Origin of the sequence: Bradyrhizobium sp. ISRA430 (assembly GCF_029909975.1) — a bacterium.
In the GTDB taxonomy this organism is placed as follows: domain Bacteria; phylum Pseudomonadota; class Alphaproteobacteria; order Rhizobiales; family Xanthobacteraceae; genus Bradyrhizobium.
The window spans coordinates 8,069,039-8,086,042 of record NZ_CP094516.1; the positions used below are offsets into that span (position 1 = coordinate 8,069,039).

Annotated in this window: 18 protein-coding genes; 4 read left to right on the forward strand and 14 right to left on the reverse strand. The window is 64.0% G+C overall.

Translation table 11 applies throughout. The features are described from left to right. Window positions 1-415: 415 nt before the first annotated feature. The 4 genes from MTX21_RS37725 to MTX21_RS37740 all read right to left on the reverse strand — a co-directional run bounded on the left by MTX21_RS37725 (window position 416) and on the right by MTX21_RS37740 (window position 3,887). Entirely contained in the window at window positions 416-1,357 is a 942-nt protein-coding gene (locus tag MTX21_RS37725; RefSeq protein ID WP_280969502.1) for a transporter substrate-binding domain-containing protein, read from the reverse strand. After that, entirely contained in the window at window positions 1,354-1,710 is a 357-nt protein-coding gene (locus tag MTX21_RS37730) for a cytochrome c (RefSeq protein WP_280969503.1), read from the reverse strand. Before MTX21_RS37730 ends, MTX21_RS37725 begins: the two co-directional genes overlap by 4 nt. A gap of 9 nt (window positions 1,711-1,719) precedes the next feature. Beyond that, window positions 1,720-3,384: a methanol/ethanol family PQQ-dependent dehydrogenase gene (locus MTX21_RS37735; protein WP_280969504.1), complete on the reverse strand. Its 1,665-nt coding sequence runs from the start codon at window positions 3,382-3,384 to the stop codon at window positions 1,720-1,722. Window positions 3,385-3,626: 242 nt separating this feature from the next. Next, window positions 3,627-3,887, reverse strand: coding sequence for a hypothetical protein (locus MTX21_RS37740; protein WP_280969505.1), 261 nt, complete (start codon window positions 3,885-3,887; stop codon window positions 3,627-3,629). Between the two features lie 171 nt (window positions 3,888-4,058). On the opposite strand from MTX21_RS37740, the gene MTX21_RS37745 reads away from it, so the two are divergent. Both MTX21_RS37745 and pqqA read left to right on the forward strand, forming a co-directional pair. Then, the gene (locus MTX21_RS37745) at window positions 4,059-4,445 is read left to right on the forward strand and encodes an EF-hand domain-containing protein (protein WP_280969506.1); all 387 of its coding nucleotides are present in this window, start codon (window positions 4,059-4,061) and stop codon (window positions 4,443-4,445) included. A 181-nt stretch (window positions 4,446-4,626) separates the two neighbouring features. After that, entirely contained in the window at window positions 4,627-4,707 is an 81-nt protein-coding gene (gene pqqA / locus MTX21_RS37750; RefSeq protein ID WP_035663753.1) for a pyrroloquinoline quinone precursor peptide PqqA, read from the forward strand. A gap of 254 nt (window positions 4,708-4,961) precedes the next feature. On the opposite strand, the gene MTX21_RS37755 is transcribed toward pqqA, so the two are convergent. After that, entirely contained in the window at window positions 4,962-8,108 is a 3,147-nt protein-coding gene (locus MTX21_RS37755; protein ID WP_280969507.1) for an efflux RND transporter permease subunit, read from the reverse strand. Then, window positions 8,101-9,120 carry an efflux RND transporter periplasmic adaptor subunit gene (locus MTX21_RS37760; protein ID WP_280969508.1) on the reverse strand — a complete coding sequence of 340 codons (1,020 nt, stop codon included), beginning with the start codon at window positions 9,118-9,120 and terminating at the stop codon, window positions 8,101-8,103. The genes MTX21_RS37755 and MTX21_RS37760 overlap by 8 nt, the downstream gene beginning before the upstream one ends. A gap of 266 nt (window positions 9,121-9,386) precedes the next feature. Between MTX21_RS37760 and MTX21_RS37765 the strand changes: the two genes are divergently transcribed. Then, complete coding sequence (locus tag MTX21_RS37765; RefSeq protein ID WP_280969509.1) at window positions 9,387-9,596, forward strand: hypothetical protein; 210 nt, start codon at window positions 9,387-9,389, stop codon at window positions 9,594-9,596. A 9-nt stretch (window positions 9,597-9,605) separates the two neighbouring features. On the opposite strand, the gene MTX21_RS37770 is transcribed toward MTX21_RS37765, so the two are convergent. The 5 genes from MTX21_RS37770 to MTX21_RS37790 are packed head-to-tail and all read right to left on the reverse strand — an operon-like array spanning window position 9,606 to window position 13,262. Beyond that, entirely contained in the window at window positions 9,606-9,956 is a 351-nt protein-coding gene (locus MTX21_RS37770) for a hypothetical protein (protein ID WP_280969510.1), read from the reverse strand. A gap of 25 nt (window positions 9,957-9,981) precedes the next feature. Further along, entirely contained in the window at window positions 9,982-10,776 is a 795-nt protein-coding gene (locus tag MTX21_RS37775; RefSeq protein WP_280970916.1) for a pentapeptide repeat-containing protein, read from the reverse strand. Window positions 10,777-10,824: 48 nt separating this feature from the next. Continuing rightward, complete coding sequence (locus MTX21_RS37780) at window positions 10,825-11,553, reverse strand: ATP-binding cassette domain-containing protein (protein WP_280969511.1); 729 nt, start codon at window positions 11,551-11,553, stop codon at window positions 10,825-10,827. Continuing rightward, complete coding sequence (locus tag MTX21_RS37785) at window positions 11,543-12,280, reverse strand: ABC transporter permease subunit (RefSeq protein WP_280969512.1); 738 nt, start codon at window positions 12,278-12,280, stop codon at window positions 11,543-11,545. The genes MTX21_RS37780 and MTX21_RS37785 overlap by 11 nt, the downstream gene beginning before the upstream one ends. A 1-nt stretch (window position 12,281) precedes the next feature. Further along, window positions 12,282-13,262, reverse strand: a complete 981-nt coding sequence (locus MTX21_RS37790) for an ABC transporter substrate-binding protein (RefSeq protein ID WP_280969513.1) — start codon at window positions 13,260-13,262, stop codon at window positions 12,282-12,284. Window positions 13,263-13,348: 86 nt separating this feature from the next. On the opposite strand from MTX21_RS37790, the gene MTX21_RS37795 reads away from it, so the two are divergent. After that, window positions 13,349-13,708 carry a hypothetical protein gene (locus tag MTX21_RS37795; RefSeq protein WP_279375963.1) on the forward strand — a complete coding sequence of 120 codons (360 nt, stop codon included), beginning with the start codon at window positions 13,349-13,351 and terminating at the stop codon, window positions 13,706-13,708. 141 nt (window positions 13,709-13,849) lie between these two features. On the opposite strand, the gene MTX21_RS37800 is transcribed toward MTX21_RS37795, so the two are convergent. The 3 genes from MTX21_RS37800 to MTX21_RS37810 form a co-directional block, all read right to left on the reverse strand. After that, the gene (locus MTX21_RS37800) at window positions 13,850-14,809 is read right to left on the reverse strand and encodes an IS5 family transposase (protein ID WP_280964961.1); all 960 of its coding nucleotides are present in this window, start codon (window positions 14,807-14,809) and stop codon (window positions 13,850-13,852) included. Window positions 14,810-15,071: 262 nt separating this feature from the next. Then, a complete protein-coding gene (locus MTX21_RS37805) occupies window positions 15,072-15,890 on the reverse strand; it encodes a quinoprotein dehydrogenase-associated SoxYZ-like carrier (protein ID WP_280969514.1) in 819 nt (272 codons plus the stop codon). A gap of 76 nt (window positions 15,891-15,966) precedes the next feature. Then, a complete protein-coding gene (locus tag MTX21_RS37810) occupies window positions 15,967-16,893 on the reverse strand; it encodes a quinoprotein relay system zinc metallohydrolase 2 (protein ID WP_280969515.1) in 927 nt (308 codons plus the stop codon). Window positions 16,894-17,004: the final 111 nt, after the last annotated feature.

The window sequence follows — 17,004 nt, forward strand, 5'->3', positions numbered from 1 at the left end:
CCCGCCTTCGCAGGCGGGCGTTTCGCTTTGGGGGCAGGCCGACTCGAGGTCAAGAGACTGCACGTGCCTCACTACCTCGGGACGAGTGCAACGGCCGCGCCACCTTCTCACTGTCATCGCCCGGCTCGACCGGGCGAGCGATCCAGTATTCCAGGGTCGGTGAATGTAAGGAAAAGCCGCGGCGTGCTGGATGCCCCGCCTGCCGCCTTCGCCAAAGCTTCGGCGGCCCAAGACCGCAAGCCCGGCGAAGCCTTGGCGTAGCCGGGTCGCGGGGCATGACAGCGGAGAACGAGGAGACGCTGAGCCGGTCGATGCGGTTGCGCTCGTTTTCCAGCCGCATCCATCGTCATTCCGGGCTCGCTCTACGGGCGCCCCCCATTGCGCTATTGCGCAATGGGAGTGACGGGAGCGAGCTTCACCGCTGGATAATCTTGGTCCAGACGTCGCCGAGGACCGCGGGCTCGCGCGGCGGCAGGTAGGTGAGGCCTGCCTGCTTGCCGAGTTCGGCGATCCTACTCCCGGCGGCGAGCTCGCCGAGCGCCTTGTCGACAACGGTGATCAAGTCAGGGTCACTGGCGAGCCCGACATAGCCGCGATTGGCGCCGATCGGATAGTAGTAGCCGGAGGCCGTGATCGCCGTATCGGGATGCGCGGCGCGGTGGGCGTCGAAGCGCCCGAGGTCGATCAGCGTCGCATCATAGTCGCCGCGGTTGAGCGCGCCGAGCAGGTCGTCACGGCCGGGAACGAGATGAGTGATGCTGTCGATCAGGCGTCCCTTGTCGAAGGTCATCAGGATGGCATCGCCGAGTGATCCGCTTTCGATGGCGAGACGAAGGCCGGCGAGATCGCCGATATCGCTGATCCTGCGGTCGCGCGCCTTCGGCCCCAGCACCACCGTCATGGGCGAATAGACGTAAGGCTGGCTCGGCAGGAGCACGCCGAGCGGGACGCGGCGCCGCCGGTCCTCGCGTGTGGCGCCATCGAAGTCCGGAAGACGCGCCGTCTTCATGCCCGGGACGACCAGCGAATCCGTCGTCAGCGCGTAGCCGCCGACCAGCGAACAGCGTCCGTCGGACAACAGCGCATTGGCCTCGAGCTGCGGGCTCGAATCCTCATCCAACTTGCTCTCGAACCACTGGATCTTCAGCGGCCGTCCCAGCCGGTCGGCGATCGCCTGCGCCAGCATCACGTCGAAGCCGGCATCCGGCTTGCCGCGCCGATGCACCGAGAGCGGCGGCCGATCCTCGTCGAGGCAGATCTTGAGCGGCGGCGCGTCGGCCGCTGCGACCTTTGCGGGAGGGAGGGCGAGACCCGACAGCGCCAGAGCCAGTGCGCAAGCCGCAAGCCGGCCCTTCATTGTCGTCTCCGGCTCGAGATGAAGACCCAGAGGTCCATGATCTCGTCCTCGCTGAGAATGTCGCCCCACGGCGGCATCTTGTTGTTCTTGCCGTTCTTCACCGTTGTGACGAAGCGCGTCTTGTCGTCGGGGAAGGTGCGCAGGTCCGGCGTTATGGTGCCGGAGTTCATCAAATTGGGACCGTGGCAGTGCGAGCATTTCTCGGCATAGGTCGACTTGCCGTGATCGAGCTGCGCCTGCACGGGCTTGCCACTTGGTTCATCCGCGGCACGGGCGGTCGCCGCAAGCGCGACCGTGAGCGCCGCGACGGCGGCAAGGGTCGCCGCCGTCTTGTGAGATACCTTTCTCAGCACGTCTTGCCGTTACTGCTTGACCGCAAAGACCCACAGCGAGCCGCCGGGCGGCACTTTCGCAAGCCGCTCGTCGCCGGAGAATAGCGAGTAGACGCCGCCATAGCCGCTGGTGACGGCGACATATTGCACGCCGTCCTGCTGCCAGGTCACCGGCTGTCCCTCGATGCCCGAGCCGGTCTGGAACTGCCAGAGCTTCTTGCCGGTGTCGGCATCGAAGGCCTCGAACTCGCCGGTCAGCGCGCCCGTGAAGACGACGCCGCCCGCGGTCGACAGCACGCCGGAGAAGCGCGGGATGTCGACTGGTGCCTCCCACTTCGCCTTGCCGGTCAAGGGATCGATCGCCTTGAGATGGCCCCGCGCGCCGTCACCGAACTCCCAGAGGTCGGTCAAGTCCATGCCGAGATACCATTCACCCTGCTTGAAGGTGACGGGCTCAGTCTTGTACCTGCCGCCGAAGGCGAGCGTGTTGGCGTAGGCGAGCCCGGTCTGCGGATTGAACGACATAGGCTCCCAGTTCTTGCCGCCGAGAATCGACGGATAGACCGTCACCTTCTTGCCATCGCGCGCGTCCTTGCTGACGTCGGTCTCGATCGGCCGTCCGGTCTTCATGTCGATGCCAGTTGCCCAGTTGACCTTCACGTAAGGATTGGCCGCGAGCAGCTTTCCGTTGGTGCGATCGAGCACGTAGAAGAAGCCGTTGCGGTTGGCATCCATCAGCACCTTGGTCGGTTTGCCCTCGACATTCATGTCGGCGAGGACCATCTCGGCCACGGAGTCATAGTCGAACGGATTGTTCGGCGAGAACTGGTAGTGCCACTTAATCTTGCCGGTCTTGGGATCCATCGCCAGTACGGAGCAAGTGTAGAGATTGTCGCCGGGGCGCACCGCCGAATTGAATGGTCCGGGATTGCCGATGCCCCAATAGACGGTGTTCAGCTCGGGATCGTAAGAGCCGGTGATCCAGGTCGAGCCGCCGCCGAGCTTCCAGGTGTCGCCCTTCCAGGTATCGCCGCCGGGCTCGTCCGGCGAGGGGATCGAATGGGTGCGCCAGAGATGCTTGCCGGTTGCGGGATCCCAGCCGTCGATGAAGCCGCGGGTGCCGAACTCGGCTCCGGAGATGCCGGTGATGACGACGCCGTCGGCAACCAGCGGCGCGACCGTCATCGAATAGCCTTCCTTGATGTCGGCGGCCTTCTGCCGCCACAGCTCCTTGCCGTCCTTGGCGTCGAGCGCGATCACGTTGGCATCGAGCGTGGTGCGGAACACCTTGCCGTCGTAGAGCGCTGCGCCGCGGTTGATGATGCCGCAGCAGACGATGCGCGGTGTCTCGGCGGGATATTCGATCTTGCTCTTCCAGATCTGCTTGCCGGTCTTGGCGTCGACCGCCATGGTCGCGTTATGTGCGGTCACGTAGATCACGCCCTGGTAAACCAGCGGCTGCGACTCCTCGCTGCGATCGTCGTTGAAGCTGTAGTTCCAGACCGGGACGAGGTTCTTGACGGTGTCTTTGTTGATCTGATTCAGCGTCGAGAAACGTTGGAGGTTGTAGCCCATCCCGTAGTTGAGAACATTCGATGTGTCGGTCGCACCCTTGACCAGTTGTTCGGTGGTCTGCGCGTCCGCACACGTTGATGCAAGCACGACGAGGCTCGCGGCCATCGCAAAGCGTTTCATCCGTCCCTCCCAATATGCGCGCCCTTTGACGCTGCGGGAGCAACACTCCGTCGGAAAGCAAAACGCGTCAATACGAAAGTCGAAAGTGCCGTGCCGAATTGTTGCACGCCAGATGCCAGTTACCTTGAGTAAACCTTTCGACGATCGACTCCGCTTGCTACTCCACTTGCGTTGAGGCGCTGGCGCATTCCGCGGCATGATGCAACGCGCGTTGCGTGTCGCGTTGCGCAGTGTCCGCGAATCTAGTTGGTCAAATGGTCCCGGCACGGAATCGGACGCGGCTTGGTTCCGCGCTTGTCCGGCGGCACATTGCAATTGTCGATACGCTGCTCGTCCGTCCATTTGGGGCCGAGCCGCTCCTTGCCAGTCAGGACCTTGGCCGTGGCCGGCGGCATGGATTTGGAAGGCATGGGTTTGGAAAGAGTCCCGCCCTGCGCCGCGGCGGGCGAGATGAGGCAAATCGCAACGGCGCAGCACAATGGCATTTGGATCAAGAGCTTCATGGGCGGCCTCGCTGGTGCAACATGCAAGATCCGCAATAAGGCGCTGGCGCGGGCCGGCGATCCACCCGAAATCCGTCAAGTTTGCGCATGCGCGTGGACCAGCCCCCGCTATCGGACTTATGCTGTCGCGATCCCGCCTAGCGCGGGGCTTTTCCGCCAGGGAGGTTTTTGATGATATCGCGCCGCTCCATTGCACTTGCGTTGACTGCCGCTTTGCTCGCCGGCCCGGCCTGGTCGGCATCCGCCGTCAAGATGTTCGACACCGACAATGACGGAACGCTCGACCTAGCCGAGGTGAAGAAAGCTGCCGCTGCGCTGTTCGCAAGGCTCGATCCCGATCATGACGGCACGCTCGATGCGCGCGAACTGCGCGGACGGTTGACGGCGAAGGAGCTCGCGGCCGCCGATCCCGATCACGACGGGACGCTCACGCTGGATGAATACCTCGCCGTGGTCGAACAGCGCTTCAAGGCTGCCGATCCGGATAATGACGGCACGCTGGACGCCAAGGAATTGAGATCGCGCGCCGGGCGCGCGTTGCTGCGGCTGTTGCGCTGAGCGCGCGCTTCTCGCGTTGCGGCTTGACCGAGAGCGAAGGTCGTTTGACCGAGAGGGAACTATCTCGCGCAAAGATTTGCGTCACTGTGTTCGACGCTCGAATCCAGGCTTGAACTGCGCGCGACGCAGCCCTAGGTTTCGATCCGCGCGATGTCGCGCTCAATACCTTGGGAGACCCCGAATGGCTTGGAAAGCTCCGAAGATCGTGGAAGTGTCGGTGGGCATGGAAATCAACATGTACGCCTGCGCTTCGCGCAAGTAAGACCACCTGACGACCTGCCGCGGCTTCGATGGCAAATGCCGTCGAAGCCGTGGCAGTGTTAGGCTGCTATTTTCGCGGCTCTTTGCTTATCCCTCGCATTGCGCTCATCCGATCTTCATCAAAGCCGCGGTTGACGTCGGGCCACAACGACGATCGGGGACCGCGATCCAAATCCCGACCGCCAGCTTGTAGGTTGTGCGCTGCGGTCTGGTCAGCGCTGCTGCCGCTTTCACCAGTGAAGTTGACCTGGACCGTCAGGCGCCTTGCGGCCACTCAGAACGGGTCTTGAAACGCGCGTATCGAAGCGCAAGGGTGGGCAGAACCAGCAGACTAAGCGCCATCGAAGTCATGAGACCCCCGAGGATGACGATCGCCATCGGGCCCTCGATTTCACGCCCCGGTTCTCCTGCGCCGAGCGCGAGCGGCAGCAATCCCAGGCCGGTCACGAGAGACGTCATCAGGATCGGGACGAGACGGTCGGCCGCGCCCTCGATCGCGGTATCTAGTCCCCACACGCGACCGTCGGCGAGGACGAGGTGCTCGTAGTGCGAGATCATGAGGATGGAATTGCGCAGCGTGATCCCGAACAGCGTGACGAAGCCGACCATTGATCCAAGCGAAAGCAGGCCACCCGTCAACGCCAATGCGAACACGCCACCGACAAAGGCAAACGGCAGGTTGATCATTACCAGCAGCAGATTTCGCCAATGGCCGGTGACCATCGAAAGCAGAATGACGATACCCGTCCCGGCCAGCAAAGAGTTGACGATGAGATCGCGCCGCGACCGGGCTTGGGCCTCGGCCGCTCCGGCAAATTCGAGATGAGCACCGGGCGGCAGCGCGACCTCGCGGGCCAGCTTGCGTTTGGCGGCGGCCACGAAGGATTCGAGATCGCGTCCGCTGACGTTCGCTGTTACGGTCTGAACGCGCTGCGCATTCTGGTGCTGGATCTGATAACGGCCTGAGGTTTCGTAGACGTCGGCGATTTGCTTCAGCAGAATGTAAGCCCCGCCCGGCGTGCGCACCGGCAGGTCACCGATCTGAGTGAGCCGGGCGCGGGCATGCGCGTCGAGGATCACGATGACGTTGAAGACGGCATTGCCTTCATATCCCTGGCCGACGACATCGCCCTGATAGGCGGTGCGGATCAGCTCGAGCACTTCGACCGCATCGAGCCCCCAGCGCTGCAGATCGGTTGGGCGAAGCGTCACATTGACCTGCGGCATCCCCGGCGGGGATCGTTGCTGCACGTCGATGGCACCTGCGACTTCGTCGAGTTCTCGAGCGACGTCGCGCGCAGCGCGCTCGAGTGAATCGAGATCGGGCCCGTAGATGTTGATGACTACCGCCGCAGTGAATCCGGAGACGGTTTCCTCCACGCGCTCCGTCAGGTAGGTCTTGCTCGAGAAGGAGACCCCGGGGAAGTCGGCCAGAGCGGCCCTGATGCGCGCTTCTGCGGCGGATTGTGCCTCGCCCGAGAGTCCCGGCTCTAAGTCGACTTCGAACTCGCTGGAATGCGGACCAACCGTGTCGATGCCGGCCTCGGCTCGACCTGCATGCTGCGCTACTCTATACACGCCCGGGATTTGTCGGAGCGTATCCGTCATCAGTTTGCCGATACGAAGCGATTCGTCGAGCGAGGTGCCGGGGATCGCAGAGACGTGCAGAATCAGATGGCCTTCGCGCAGATCCGGCAGGAAGGTCCCGCCGAAAAAAGGCAGCATCGCCGCGCCGGCGATCGTCAGAACCGCGGCCGCCGTCATCACCAGCTTCGGGAAACGGCCGATACGACGCAGCAAGGCCTGGTAGTGTCGACGCGACCACCGTACCGCAGGCGGTTCTTGCAGGCGCTGTGCGCCGGTCCTCCCGACAAGTAGCAGCATGGAGAGCGCGGGCGTCACCGTAAGGGCGACCGCGAGCGAGGCCAGCACGGCGAAGATGTAGGCGATGCCCAGGGGACCGAAGAGACGGCCGGCAATGCCGGAGAGCGCCAGGATCGGAAAGAAGACCAGCAGCACCGCGAACGTCGCATAGGCAACGGCGGTACGCACCTCAAGGAAGGCTCCGAGCACGACGCGAGCCTCGGGTCTCGGCGCCAATGCCCGGCGATTTTCACGCAATCTGCGTACCACGTTCTCGACGCCGATCACGGCATCATCGACGACCTCGCCGATGGCAATCGCAAGGCCGCCCAGCGTCATCGTGTTGAGGGTTTCGCCCATCCATTGCAGGGCGAGCACGGCCGCTATCAACGATAGCGGGATCGCGGTGCAACTGATGATCGAGGTGCGCCAGTCGAACAGAAATAGAAACAGAACGACGACCACGAGCGCCCCACCGATCAATAAGGCGTTGAGCACGTTCTCGGTCGCCTTGTCGATGAAGTTGGCAGGGCGAAATATGTCCGCATGGAGCTGAACCCCATCGGCTTCGAGACCTGGTCGTAGTTCTTGCAGCGCGGCTTCCACCCGCGTGGTGACTTCTCGCGTATTCGCGCCGTATTGCTGGCTGACCATGAGCATGATGCCAGGCATGCCGTCGATGAGGGCGGCCCCGATCGGCGGCTCGGGAGCGGTCACGACTGTGGCGACGTCGCCGAGAACCACGCTGGCGCCGCCTTCGTGCAGAAGAACGGTGCGGGCAAGCTGGTCGGGCGTCAAAGATTGCCCCTGGGTTTGCAGCGTGATGCGCTGATTGGCGGTATCGATGAAGCCGGCGCCCCGTACGCCGGTGGCCTTGCGCGCGGCTGCGAGTACGTCGTTCACGCCGACCCGGAATCGGATCAGGTCGTCAGGACGGACCTGCACCTGCAGAGATCTGACATCTTTGCCGTAAGTGGATACTTGCGCCACGCCCGGTACCGCCAGAAGCCGCCTCGCCACGGTCCAGTCCGCTATGGTGCGCAAATCCATCAGTGAGAGTTTGTCGGACGTCAGGCCAATGACCAGCACCGTACCGGCCAATGGGGTCAATGGTGTCATCGACGGTGGTTGCACGCCTTGCGGCAGCCGCGAGGCCACGACCGCGAGACGCTCTGTCACCAACTGGCGCGCCCGGTAGATATCGTTGCCCGGCTGGAAGACGACGGTCACCACCGAGAGGCCTTGGATCGACGACGAGCGCAGACTTTCGACGCCGGCCAAGCCGTTGATCGACGTTTCGATCGGTTGCGTGACCAGAATCTCGACCTGCTCGGGACTGAGGCCAGGAGCTTCAGTCTGGATCGTGACCTGCGGCGGCGCGAATTCGGGGAAGACTCCGTACTTGGCTTCGCCAAGGGCGAACAGGCCATAGCCCAGCAGCGCACACGAAAGCGCGAGCACGATGCCGCGGAAGCGGATGGCGAATGCGACGAGAGCGGCTTGCGGCCCTGATCTGTTGGAGCCGATGCCGTCAGTCATTGTCATCGCTGCCCCGAAGCTCGCTCTTGGCCTCCTCGGACAACAAGACCTGTGCGCCCCGGATTACGATTTCGGACCCCGAGGGGATATCCCGGACGACATAGTCATCGTCCGAGACCGGCTGATCCGTGCTGATCGGATGCCGTCGGAAGCTATCGGAGCTCACGCGCAGGTAAACCCACGATCGGCCCTGCCATCGCACGATCGCGGTATCTTCGATGAACACGCCCTCGTAAGTGTTGCCTGACGGCACGTAAACAGTGGTGTTCATGCCGGGCAGCAGGCCGCTATCGCCGGGCGCTGAGAAGAAATAGCTCAATCCCTGAATACGAGGGTCGGTCCGTGTTGCAGGGGAGATGTAATGGAGATCGATATTCGCATTTCGCGTTGGCGCCTGCGCCAGAGCCGTCCCCGGAGTCCCAGTGACAGTCACGCCGGGCGGCAGCGTCACCTGAACCAGAAACTGATCGCGTTCGATCAGCCTGACAACGGCGGGCGAGCGCTCGACGATTCCCCGGCCGATGACTAGCCCCCACTCCTGCTGTGCAGTTGCCGCGAGAGTCCTGAGCTGCGATTCCGCAGCGGCGAGCGCGGCCTTGTCGGTCCGTAACGTTCCCTCTGCCGTTTCGGCTTCCTTCTTTGGGAGCGCGGCGGATTCGACGAGATTCTTGATCCGGTCGAACGCACTCTTCGCGACTTCGAGCTTGGCCTGCGCCGTCTGGAGTTGAGCTTGCGCGTTGGCGTAGCTGTTGGTGAGCTCCGTAATGCGGGAGATGTCCAGCACCGCGCCGTATGCGCGGAATTGCTCGGGATGTAGAGCGGCTTCCACGACCGCGGTTTCGAGTCCGACCTGTCCCTGCTGGCTGGACGTAAGCTTGACCGCCGGCTGGTCGCCGTTTGCGGTGCGGGAAGGCTCGGTGCGGCCCGAATTCGACTTGTCCGGCTGCGGCTCCGCCACTGCTTGCCGAACTTGACCCGTGATCGCCCAAGGGCTGGCGGCGAGCGCCAGCAAGCACACAGCGACCGCGACGCGCCAGGAGGTTTCCGTAAGAGCCATCAGCCTGTTAGCAGTTGTGGGGAACCAGCTTATTGACGAAATGAACCGGCGGCAAGGCGCCGGCTTCACCCTCAACTTGTTTGCGGCGAAAGCCGGCGCCGTCGGAGAGGGGCGGTGGCCGCCAGGTTCCTGCTCATCTCGCATGGAATTGAAACTTCCCGCCCCTTGGAACGTAGCCCCTTATGCTACTTTCTTGATCGCCGAGGCGAGAGGATCACAGCATGAACCCGATTGACCTGGTGGTGACCGTGTGTGCGGTGCTCTCGCCTGCGACCTGCGAGGAGCAGCATTTGGTGTTTTCCTATGCCGGCTCGCCAGCGCAATGCTCGATGGCCGCGCCGCCCTACATTGCGCAATGGATCGGCGAGCATCCGAAGTGGCAGGCCGTGCGATGGCGCTGCGAATATCCGCACACGCACGACAAGGCGTGAGCACCAGGCTTACTTGGTGCAGTCTTTCAGATCCTTGTCGGCGATCGAGAACACCGCATCCGCCCTGATCTCGAGGTTGCGGACGATACATTGCCGTGAACTGGGATAGCTGACCTTGGCATCGTAGCGGCCGGGCTCGACGCCGATGATCCGCAGCCGCTCGTCATGGTCGACCTCCTTGTCCTTGTCGTTCAAGGTTTGGTTCGGTCCCCAGTCGGTCTTGCCCGCGGGCGAGAGCTGAAAGCCGGAAATGGTTTCGGTCGTCAGGTTCCAGAGCCGGATGCCCTTGCTCTTGCTCTGTGCGGCGGCGCCGCCGGCACAGGCCACCATGACGATCAAAGCCAGACACCAACGCGTCATCAGCAGCTCCTCCCAAATCACGCCGTCATTTCCTGATGACGCGCTCGCTGTTTCTTGCCTTGTCGAAATTCTTGGCGCGGTCAAGACCGATCGGCGCGATCAGCTTGGCCGAGACGAGATCGGCGCCGTCGAAATCGGTGCCGATGACGGTTGCTCCGCTCAGGTCGGCGCCGCCGAGCTGGGCGCCTTTTAGTAAGGCGCCGGTGAGATCGGCGTCTTTGAGGACAGCGAATTCGAGATCGACGCGCGAGAGGTCGGCGTTGTGCGCGTTCAGGCCGGTCAGATTGGCCGAGCGCAGCACGGCGCGCATCAGCCCCATCGACTGGTTGCGCATGTCGGCGCCAAGATGCGCCTCCGCGATCGAGGCACCCTTGAGGCTTGCACCGGTGAGATCGGCGGCGATGCGTGCCCCCGTCAGATCGGCGCCGTCGAGACGGGCGCGCGCCATCTGCGCGGCGAACAGATTGGCGCCCTTGAGGCTCGCGCCGGTGAGATCCGCCTCCAGCAGCCAGGCCTGATCCAGGATCGCGCGATCGAGATGAGCGCCTGCGAGCTTGGTCCTGTTCAGCCGCGCCGCGCGAAGAATGGCACCGGACATGTCCAGACCCGACAGGTCGAGGCTCGAAAGCCGCTTGCCGGTGAAGTCGGCCGGTGCGGCCGCGCTCGCTCTTGCGAGCACGGTTTCGACCTCCGCCCGGGTCATCTCGGCCGACACCATCGCAGGCGAGGTGAGGTCGACGCCACGCATCATGTCCTGCGCGTTTGCCGCGGGTGCGGCAAGCACGACGCCGAGCGCTGCCAGAACAGCCGTTGCCTTCATCATCAGGCTCCGCTTCACGTCTGTTTAGCACACAGGCGGCGCGGGTGCCTATGAGATATCCCGCCCGGCGCGCTCGCCCTGCGTCCGCCTCACCAGGCCGGCCTTGATCGCGGCGATCTCGGCCTCACCCCGCGCGCCGCGCGGGATGGCGATCGGCACGTCGGCCAGAATCCGCGCCGGCCGCGGCGACAGGAAGAACAAGCGGTCGCCAAGACGCACCGCGTCGTCGAGGCTGTGCGTCACCAGCAGCGTCATCACCGGCCGGCTTGCGACCAGCGTTGCAATCTCTTCGCGCAAGCGGCCGGCCAAGGCATCGTCGAGCGAGGCGAGCGGCTCGTCGAGCACCAGCAGGTCCGGCTCGACGGCGAAGGCGCGGGCGAGCGCGACGCGGCGGGCAAGCCCAAGCGACAACTCACCGGGGAAGTGGCTGCGGTGCGCTCCCAGCTCGAGGATCCCCAGCAATTCGGCGAGCTTCGCCTCGTCGATCTCCGGCGCCGCCAGCCGCACGTTCTGCTCGACCGAGCGCCACGGCAGCAGCCGCGGCTCCTGGAACACCATGCCGATGCGTGCGTTTGGCGGGCGCGTGACGTCGCCCTGGAAGTCGCGATCGAGGCCCAGGATGATCCGCAGCATCGTGCTCTTGCCGCAGCCGGACGGGCCGACGAGAACGCCGACCTCGCCGGCGCCGAGCGAGAAGCGCACCGGCGCGAGCACCTCATGCGTCTCGCCTGCCGCGCTTCGGAAGGTCTTGCCTGTGATGTCGACCTCAAGCCGCACGGGGCCGCCACCGTGTTGCGTGGGCTTCGAACGGCTGCACCAGCAGGGTTTCGATGATGAGCACGACGGCGGCGAACGTCAGCGAATAGGCTAGCAGTCGCGGCGTATCGAAGAGCTGGAACGCGACGCCGATTTCGAAGCCGACCCCGTTCGGTCGTCCCAGGAGCTCGGCGACCAGCACGATCTTCCAGACCAGCGACAATCCGGAGCGCGCGGCGGCCGCGATATAGGGCGCAAGCTGCGGCAGCACGACGTGGCGGAAGGCGCGCCAGCGCGACATCGCGAACACGGTGGCCATCTCGTCGAGCGAACGGTCGAGCGCACGCGTGCCCTCGCGCAAGGTGACGACAGCGGTCGGCAGCTTGTTGATGGCGATGGCCGCGATCGCGGCGGCTTCGGTAAGACCAGCCCAGATGTAGGCCAGCACGATCACGACCAGTGCCGGCAGGTTGAGGAGCAGGATCAGCCAGGGATCGCCGAGCCGGTCGGCGAGCTTCACCCGCCCCATCAGATAGCCGATGGCGCTGCCGAGCGACATCGCCAGCACGAAAGAGAGCACGACGCGCGCGAGCGTGACGCCGAGATGCAGGAACAGAGCGCCGCTTGCGGCTTCCGCGATCATGACCTCGAGCACGGCAGGCGGGGAGGGCAGCTTCACGCCGCCGACGAACAGCGCTGCAATCCACCAGATCGCAAGAAACAGGGCAAACGACAAAAGACGCAGCACCTCAGTCTCCGGGAACCGCGTGATAGAACGTGCCGGGATCGAGCTCCGGCGCCGGCCCGACCAGGTCGCGGCCGCCGATCCCGGCGAGCACGCGGTAGAGCACGCGCGCGTCCGCCTCCTCGTCGTCGATGCTCCGGCGCGGAATGCCGTCGCGATAGCGGTCACGATAGGTCTTGAGCATGGCCGGATCGGTGGTGCCGGTGAGTGGCGCAACCTTCTCCCAGGCCGCATCCGACGTCACCAGCAGCTCCTTGGCCTTGCGGGTCATCGCGATGAAGCGGGCCACTGCGTCCCGGTGGCTTGCCGCCCAGGTTTCATCGAACACATAGCCGACGGCGGACACCGGGCCCTTGGCGCCGAGTTTCGGCAAGACATCCTCGATGCCGGCGACGCGGCGAAAGCCCTTGGCCTCGAGTTGGGCGCAGAAATTCCAGAAATTGAGGCTCGCATCCATCTCACCGTCGAGCGCCTTGGCCGCCAGCAAAGGCGGTGCGCCATAGACGATGGTCGCCTCCGATTTCAGGTCGATGCCGTCCTGCTTCATCCGCGCCTGAAGCAGGAGCCAGCTCTTGTCGATCGGCCCGCCGGCGACGGCGAGCTTGCGCCCCTTGAGGTCGGCGAGCGACTTGATCGGCGAGGCCGCCGGCACCATCACCGCGCCGAGTGCGCTGGAGTAGGGATAGAAGGTCGGCTTGGCGCCGAGCGCGCGCTCGCGTGAGACCCAGAGCCAGTCCGACAGCATAATGTCGGCGTTCCCCGCGCGCATCGCGATCTTGCCGGCCTCGGTGCTCGCGAGCTCCGTCACCTCGAGCGACAGGTTGGCCTCCTTGTCGAGGCCATTGGCGCGGATCGTGGCCAGTTCCCAGGAGAATGTTCCGGTTTTCTGCACCGCAAGGCGGATCGTATCCGCGGCGCAGGCGGGAGCAAGATGCGCCAGTGCCAGCACGGCCGACAGCGTTGCTATTCGAGCAAGACCTCTCATCACCTTGTGAGCCGCTTCCACCAACGAGTTCTTTTCAGGACAATAGGCATAGCATAGTTTCTGTCGCAACCAGCGGGAGGATGATCATGAGTTTCGCCGGACGGGTACGACCGATTGTCGCCGCATTGGCGGTGGTGGCGGCGACCGCATGCGTGGCGCGGGCCGAGGAGGCCAATGACTATCCGACCTCCGCGCGGGCCGAATACGTCTATGGTTGCATGAAGGCCAATGGCGAGACGCGGCAGGCGATCGAGCAATGTTCCTGCTCGATCGATGTGGTTGCCTCTATCGTGCCCTATGAGCGCTACGTCACCGCAGAGACCGCGCTCAGCATGTCCCAGGTGCGCGGCAATCTCGGTGTCCAGTTTCGCACCTCCGAACAGGCCAACACCGCCGTGAACGATCTCCGCCGCGCTCAGGCGGAAGCCGAGGTGAGGTGTTTTTAGCCACTTGTTGTGCTTTCTTCCCTTCTCCCCTTGTGGGCCTGTTGCGCTACTGGCTTTTGAGGCCGAGACAGGTCAGGGGAGAAGCTGGTTGCCGGGGTAGCGGGCCGACGAAGGGGTCGGCTGGTGCCCTCGGCGGGCGGCTCAGGCTGTGATCGCAGCCCATTTCCTCATGTTGAACGCGATGGAGGCGAGCAGGACTTGCCCGCTTGCTTTGGCAAGACCGACATAACGGATGCAGGTCAGTCGCATGCGGCGTTTGAGGGTGGCGAAGGTGGTCTCCACCGTTGCCCGTCGTCGGGCGATGAGAAGGTTGTAGCGTTTGAGCCTCGGCGGCAGCTCCGGGTGATGCCTGTTGGGACGACGTGCGATGCGGGGCTTTTTGCCTTCAGCTTTCAGCCGGGCCCGCCTGGCATGGGTGTCATAGGCGGCATCGGCCCACACCACGGCTTCGTCGCCGCGGATCAGATCGTCCGCAGGCGTCGTGTCGTTGATATTGGCGGGCGTGGTCAGCACCGACCGGATCAGGCCGGAGCCCTCATCGACACCCATGTGAGCCTTGTAACCGAAGGTCGAGCCGCTTTTGCCTTGCCGCTTGGCAAACCGGGCATCGGGATCCTTCGACGGCTGTTCTTGCGTCGGAGGCGCTGACACCGCCTGGATCAATGTCGCATCCAGCATCGTGCCGCGCTTCAGGATGACACCAGCATTCTCAAGCTGACGATCGAGCTCACCAAACAGCTTGTCCAGCAGCCCTTGCTCAACAAGCTGGTTCCGGAAGCGGTTCAGGACCGTGTGATCAGGCGTCGCATCTTCGAGACTGAGACCCACGAAGCGCTTGAACGACAAGCGGTCCCCCAGCGCCTCCTCGAGCTCGCGCTCCGAAAGACCATAGAGCGACTGCAACAGCAGCGCGCGAAACAGCACCAGCACCGGATAGCCCGGGCGGCCAGGGCTTCCTTCATCCCGCAAATGCGCCATCAGCTTCTCGAACCGGTACCATTTGACCAAGCTCGACAACCGATCCAGCGCCGCATTGGCACCGGCTCCCTTCGGCAGCCACGCCTCAATAAAACTCGGCTGCCCCGTCTGCTTCACCGCCATCGTCAGTCCTCCAGGGCTCTGCCCTAGAGAATCACAGTCGTGGGATTACGCAACAGGCCCCTTGTGGGAGAAGGTGGCATAGGCGGCCTTCGGCCGCCGTTCTTAAGAACGCCGAAGCGAAGCTTCGGCTACGGCGCCGGATGAGGGGTTCTATCAGTGGATTCCGGCGAGAGTGGTGTGCGCGGAGAGGCACCCCTCACCGGCCTCGCTTCGCGAGGCACCCTCTCCCACAACAAGGGGTGAGGGTAAAGATAGCGCCTTATCACGTCCCCGGCTTCTCCACGTCCCACTCGTTGCGGAACACATGTCCATCCGTGTCTTTCGCTTCCGCGCGGAAACGCTTCGCGCCGTTGGAGACGTAGGTGAAGCGCAGATTGGGATCTTCCGAGATCGAGATGCCACCTTCCATCGCTAGCACGAGGCTGTCGTCCTGGGTGAGCTTCAGCGCGTTGATGAAGAAGGCCGGGATATAGAGCTGCGTCACCTGGTCCATCTGCAGGCCGGAATTGTTGGGATGGCCGATCATGATCTGCGCCTCGCGGATGCGGCTTGCGGGTGCGTCCTCGCGCGCGAACTGTCGGTAGCGCATCTGGCCGAGCCGATTCCTGGCTTCCTCGGCATTCTTCACCGCTGGCGCCGAGCAGCCGCCGGAGGCCTTCACATAGGTCTTCGAGACATAGAGCTGGCCGTCGCTGAGCTCAGCCACCGCGTGGACGTCGGTGTAGTTGTTGACGCGCACGCGCGTGGAAATCTCCGTGACATTCGCGTCCGCCCCGAGCTCGAACTTCGCCGCCATCGGGGCGGGGTTGCGGTCGATCACGAGCGTGATCGCGCGGATGCGGCGGGCATCGCCGGGCGACAGCTTGCTGCGCAAGGTTACTGGAACAATCGCTGCGTCTTCGGCCCGATAAGGCATCTCGATGCCGATGACGTCGCTGCCGTCGTTCATCGCACGGTTGTTGAAGATGTCCTGCACCAGACCCGGCCAGGGATCATAGGCCTCCTCAGCGGGCGCCGGCGCGGCGAAGGCGATGCCGAGCAGCGCGGCGATCAGGGGCAGGCGGAGGGCGTATTCCATCATGGTCGTAGTCCCGCGCGAACGGAGCAGTGATCCCTGGGTCAGCATAGCTGATCCCTGGGTCAGCGTAGCGCGCCCGCTACTCCCATTCAATTTCCGAGAATGCTGCGGTTGCGTTGCGGGCATTGTAGTCGTCGAACAGCTCCCAATGCGACCGTTCCGACGCTGCCGCCTTGTCCGCCGCCGCCCTGATCGGCTCGCCCTTTTTGTTGAGCGCGCGGACATCACCGAGCAGTGTCGAGAGGTAACGCCGCTCATGTGCCAGCGCCGCGGGCCAGTCGCTCACGGGTCCGTGACCAGGAACGACGCGCTGCGCGGGAACGGCCTCAAGCTCCTTGAGGAGGGCAAGCCAGCCCCGGATGCTGCCGTCCATCACCGGAATATGGCGGAGAAAGACGAGGTCGCCCGTGAACAGGGTTTTCGTCGTTTCATCATAAACGGTCAGGTCGTTGTCGCTGTGGGCGGTTGGCCAGGCCCGCAAGACGAGGCGGCGCGATCCGAGGTCGAGCGTCATGGTGTCGGAAACGAGTAGGGTGGGCGGAACGATCTTGACCGTCGCGATCAGCTCGTCGCCCATGATCCGGCGAAAATTGTCGAGGTAGTACGGGCCGCGTGTGGCAAGCGCCTGCGGCAGCTTGCTGTGGCCGACGAAGCTTGTTCCTTGCGCGACGAAGGCGGCGTTGCCGAAGACGTGGTCGGGATGACCGTGCGTGTTGATGACGTAGCGGATCGGCTTGGCGGTGCGGGCCCGCACCGCCGCCAGCAGTGCCTCGCCCTCGCGGACACTGCCGCCGGTGTCGACCACGGCGACCGCGTCATCGCCGATGACGAAGCCGACATTGGCGATCGCGCCCTGGTTCTTGGAATTCATCAGCGCGACCATGCCGATATGGACAAAGATTCCGGGAGCCACTTCGCTCACAGGCAATTCAGCGGCCTCGGTGCGTGCTAGCGTGGATACCCCCAGCAGGGCGAGGACCGCGATCATTGAAGCGATATGAGCCACTTTTACGCCTCAGTTCCTCATCCGCGGCATTGCACTGCAACAAGACAAGCCGACACAAAGTTGGGCAAGACATGACGCATCATGCGTTGCATGGATAGCATTCAAACAAAA

What these genes read in the sequence shown, in the direction of transcription:
- MTX21_RS37755 (WP_280969507.1), bottom strand. Translation starts at nt 8,108, where the DNA reads ATGACTGACGGCATCGGCTCCAACAGATCAGGGCCGCAAGCCGCTCTC.
- pqqA (WP_035663753.1), top strand. Translation starts at nt 4,627, where the DNA reads ATGGCTTGGAAAGCTCCGAAGATCGTGGAAGTGTCGGTGGGCATGGAA.
- MTX21_RS37800 (WP_280964961.1), bottom strand. Translation starts at nt 14,809, where the DNA reads ATGGCGGTGAAGCAGACGGGGCAGCCGAGTTTTATTGAGGCGTGGCTG.
- MTX21_RS37725 (WP_280969502.1), bottom strand. Translation starts at nt 1,357, where the DNA reads ATGAAGGGCCGGCTTGCGGCTTGCGCACTGGCTCTGGCGCTGTCGGGT.
- MTX21_RS37770 (WP_280969510.1), bottom strand. Translation starts at nt 9,956, where the DNA reads ATGACGCGTTGGTGTCTGGCTTTGATCGTCATGGTGGCCTGTGCCGGC.
- MTX21_RS37765 (WP_280969509.1), top strand. Translation starts at nt 9,387, where the DNA reads ATGAACCCGATTGACCTGGTGGTGACCGTGTGTGCGGTGCTCTCGCCT.
- MTX21_RS37745 (WP_280969506.1), top strand. Translation starts at nt 4,059, where the DNA reads ATGATATCGCGCCGCTCCATTGCACTTGCGTTGACTGCCGCTTTGCTC.
- MTX21_RS37740 (WP_280969505.1), bottom strand. Translation starts at nt 3,887, where the DNA reads ATGAAGCTCTTGATCCAAATGCCATTGTGCTGCGCCGTTGCGATTTGC.
- MTX21_RS37735 (WP_280969504.1), bottom strand. Translation starts at nt 3,384, where the DNA reads ATGAAACGCTTTGCGATGGCCGCGAGCCTCGTCGTGCTTGCATCAACG.
- MTX21_RS37790 (WP_280969513.1), bottom strand. Translation starts at nt 13,262, where the DNA reads ATGAGAGGTCTTGCTCGAATAGCAACGCTGTCGGCCGTGCTGGCACTG.
- MTX21_RS37805 (WP_280969514.1), bottom strand. Translation starts at nt 15,890, where the DNA reads ATGATGGAATACGCCCTCCGCCTGCCCCTGATCGCCGCGCTGCTCGGC.
- MTX21_RS37795 (WP_279375963.1), top strand. Translation starts at nt 13,349, where the DNA reads ATGAGTTTCGCCGGACGGGTACGACCGATTGTCGCCGCATTGGCGGTG.
- MTX21_RS37775 (WP_280970916.1), bottom strand. Translation starts at nt 10,776, where the DNA reads ATGAAGGCAACGGCTGTTCTGGCAGCGCTCGGCGTCGTGCTTGCCGCA.